Annotated in this window: 3 protein-coding genes; 2 read left to right on the top strand and 1 reads right to left on the bottom strand. The window is 61.1% G+C overall.

The window, feature by feature from the left end:
* Positions 1–430: 430 nt before the first annotated feature.
* Positions 431–907 (bottom strand): DUF6328 family protein, encoded by a 477-nt coding sequence (locus tag ACQ7JA_RS24890; RefSeq protein WP_430902388.1) that lies wholly within the window; start codon positions 905–907, stop codon positions 431–433.
* A 240-nt stretch (positions 908–1,147) separates the two neighbouring features.
* On the opposite strand from ACQ7JA_RS24890, the gene ACQ7JA_RS24885 reads away from it, so the two are divergent.
* Complete coding sequence (locus ACQ7JA_RS24885; RefSeq protein WP_430902387.1) at positions 1,148–2,578, top strand: aldehyde dehydrogenase family protein; 1,431 nt, start codon at positions 1,148–1,150, stop codon at positions 2,576–2,578.
* A complete protein-coding gene (locus ACQ7JA_RS24880) occupies positions 2,562–3,485 on the top strand; it encodes an AraC family transcriptional regulator N-terminal domain-containing protein (RefSeq protein ID WP_430902386.1) in 924 nt (307 codons plus the stop codon). Before ACQ7JA_RS24885 ends, ACQ7JA_RS24880 begins: the two co-directional genes overlap by 17 nt.
* The last annotated feature ends 379 nt before the right edge of the window (positions 3,486–3,864 follow it).

Genomic DNA, 3,864 nt, shown 5'->3' with positions numbered 1-3,864 from the left:
CCTTTACCAGGCGTGCACGATGCCGGCTTGCGTCCCATTGTTCCAGGCCGCTGTAAAAGAAAAGCCTCGGTATTTCACCGAGGCTCCATCCTGGCGGACAAAAACCGCCAGGGTTCCCAGCTGTGCGGCACCGCGGCGCGGCAGGTGGCGGGCTTTCCCGTCTTCACCTTCGTTCGCCCTAACCGCCGGTACTGTGCACGGCTGGGCCGGCACTCGCCTCCGTATATGCTCCCCCCGATACCGGAACTTTGGGTTTGGCGAGTGCAGCCCAGTTCAAGAAATCTTGCTGCGTCCTGCAGCTGACGTGCTTCGACCATGGCGCCCCGGTCACAGTTCGATCGAATCGCAATCGTTGTGACCTGATGCATTATCCTCCCGCAAGAAACCTCATCTGTTCGAGAATTCACACAAGGCGGTTTTGCCAAGCCCGTTAGCCTTTTTCGGCCATTTGCCGCCCGTAGCAGGGCAAGAAAAACCAGAATCCGGACAGCAGGGCCAGCGTGCCGAGCCCGGCGCCCACGCTGAGCGCCATGCCGGCTGACATGCCGCTCGCGACGACGTGGATCACCGTAAACATGTCCAGGGCCAAGCCAGCCGCCAGCGGTCCGAGCGCCCCACGGATCATTCTGGATGAAAGCTTCACCATGGACGCGGTCGCGTGACCGCGGCAGGCACGGTAGTAGATCGCCGGCGTCATTACCATGGCGATCGAGATGACCACCATGATCATGCCCAGGGCATGGCACGCCTTTGCGTAGTCAGCCAGTTCGGAGAAACGATCTTTGAAGACGGCGATCGTCTGGAAGCCGAACAGGGCCTGGACTCCGGGGAGGACGACGCGCGCTTCTTCGATGATGTTGCGCATCTCCATGTCATGTCGTTCCTGCTCTTCGTGCCTGTATTCCATGACTCAGCAGTACGCCCACAGCCCCGAAGCATCAATGCGCACACTGTTGAAACCACTATGGGACACGGTGCGCCGAACGCCAAGCAGAATTCGATACCGTTTGGATGCTGAGTCGCGGGCTGGTCACACCATGGGGGACGACCACGCAGGCAGGATCAGGCAATCTTTCGCCTGAATCCGGATACCGCTGGTAATCACGCTTCTCCTACCATGGCATGACCACTTTTTGAAGGACAACGCATGGAAACCATCGACACCATCTATATCAACGGCGCATTCGTCGCGCCGCATGGACAGGAAATGCAGACCCTGGTCGATCCCGTCACCGAAGCCCCTGCCGCACGTATCGTGCTTGCCGACGAAGTCGACGCCCGGCGCGCGATTGCCGCCGCATCGTCCGCTTACCATGCCTTACGAGGCAGCAGCCGCACGCAACGCATGGAGTGGCTGCAGCGCCTGTACGAGGTGGTCGCTGCCGCCGAGGAAGAACTGAGTATGCAAATGGTCGAGGAATATGGCGGACCTCTGCGCACCTCGACCGCCACGGCAAAACGCGCAGCGGCTTCGTTCGCTGCCGCTCGCACGCTGCTGGCGGACTATGCGTTCGAGCGCCAGATCGCCAGCGCCAAGGTCGTTATGGAACCGCTCGGAGTCGTTGGTCTGATCACGCCATGGAACGCCAACTATGGCTTCATCTGCAGCAAACTGTCGATGGCGATCGCCGCGGGCAGCACGGCAGTCATCAAGCCCAGCGAGCTCAGTGCGCGGCAGACCGCGCTGCTCACCCGTGTCCTCCATCGTGCCGACCTGCCGCCCGGCCTGTTCAATATTGTGACCGGGCGAGGGGATACCGTCGGCGCCGAGATTGTGCGCCATCCGGATATCGCCAAGATCTCGTTCACCGGTTCTACCGCCGTGGGCAAGGCAATCGCACGTGGCGCAGTCGATACGATGAAACGCGTGACACTGGAATTGGGCGGCAAGTCGCCCACCATCCTGCTCGACGATGCCGACTTTGCGAAAGCCATGCCGCTCGCGGCCCTGGCTGCGACCATGAACAGCGGCCAGGCCTGCCTGGCCGGCTCGCGCCTGCTGGTGCCGCGCGCCCGCCTGCGCGAAGCGGAGGAATCAATCGTCGCGGCCTTCGACGCGCTGCGGGTCGGCGATCCGCGCGATCCTGCGACGGCGATCGGGCCGATGGTCACGCACACCCAATACGAGCGCGTGCAGGGATATATCCGGCGCGGCATCGAGGATGGCGCGCGGCTGCTGACGGGCGGTCCGGGTCGGCCCGATGGGCTGGCGCGGGGCTACTTCGTGCGGCCTACGGTATTCGGCAGCGTGCACAAGGACATGGCGATCGCGCGCGAGGAGATTTTCGGTCCGGTACTGGTGCTCATGTCTTACGACGGCGAAGAGCAGGCCATTCAGATGGCCAACGACACCATCTACGGCCTGCACGCCTATGTGTTTTCGGCAGACATTGCACGCGCAAACCGGGTAGCTGACCGCATCGTTGCCGGACGTGTCTTCATCAATGGCCTGTATGATGAGCCGGCCGCCCCATTCGGCGGCTTCAAGCAGTCTGGCCTCGGACGCGAGTTCGGGATTTTCGGATTCGAACAGTACCTGGAGCCCAAAGCGTTGCTCGGTCATGAACACCCTCTCTGATCCACCGGCGCGCGCCGGACTCCTGCGAGAGGTGCAGCGGCACTTCTCGTCATATGCCACGGGCGACGACGATATCCGCACGGCGCTGCCCTGGTTCACCATGATCCGCCGGTCCGCGCCGACCGCGGTCGGGAGCGGCATGCTGCAGCCCTCCATGTGCCTGATCGTGCAGGGCGAAAAGGAAATGCTTGTCGGTGAACAGGTACTGCGCTACGGGCCCGGGCACTATGTGCAGGCGGGCGTCGCGATGCCGGTGTCCGGCCGCATCGTGCATGCAACGACGGCCGAGCCATACTACGGCCTGCGTGTGGACCTTGATCCGAAGGAGATCGCGGCTTTCATGCTCGAGATGGCATTGCCGCATGCGGCTGGTGCGGAAGACAGGCCGATTGTTTCGGTCGAACCGGCGGGCCAGGACTTGATGGACGCTTTCCTGCGCCTGATCCGGCTGCTTGACCAGCCCGCCGACTTGCCGGTACTGGGCCGCTTGCTGAAGCAAGAGATTCTGTATCGCCTGATCATGTCAGCAGGTGGCGCCTCGCTGATCCGTACAGTGGCGGGTGGCCAGCGGGAGCGCGCCGTCAGTCGGGCGATCTCCTGGATTCGCACGCATTACGATGAACCGCTCAGGATCGCCGATCTCGCCGCGTCGGTGCGCCTGAGCCCATCGGTCCTGCACCGCGGCTTCAAGGCGGCGACGGTCATGAGTCCACTCCAGTACCAGAAGCAGGTCAGGCTACTCGAGGCACGCCGCCTTCTCATGAGCGGCACAAGAGAGGCCGCGACCGTCGCATATCAGGTCGGTTACGAAAGTCCTTCGCAGTTCAGCAGGGAATATCGCAGGCTTTTTGGCGCAACGCCTTTACAAGACGCGCAGCTGCTGCGCGGTCACCTGCCGGAACCGTAACCCGGCAAGCAAAACAACAGTAGCAGTTTGCTCTTGCGCGAGTCGCGTCGGATTTGCTATAGTTCGCGTCCGCTTTCGTTCGAGCAAAAAAACGTTAACGTAATCAAGTGCTTACGCTAACAAGCTCAAAAGAATAATCTGAAACGAGGCGAACGAGGACTTGACGAGCATCGCGAAACACTGCATAATCTCATTCCTCTGCTGCTGACGAACACAACGCTTCGCACGGTGCAGCAAGGTGGTACAGAATACGGTTCTTTAACAATCAACAGTCGATAAGTGTGGGCGTTTGATGAGGGTGCCGGCTGGCTTGGGTCAGCTGCATACTTAAATTATCAAATGTTCGCACAAAGTATTAAACGTAATCTTCGAAAGAGGA

The organism is Massilia sp. BKSP1R2A-1 (genome assembly GCF_050586525.1).
GTDB lineage: Bacteria > Pseudomonadota > Gammaproteobacteria > Burkholderiales > Burkholderiaceae_D > Telluria.
Note: the sequence above shows the minus strand (reverse complement) of the source record. Positions and strands in the feature narration are given on the sequence as shown.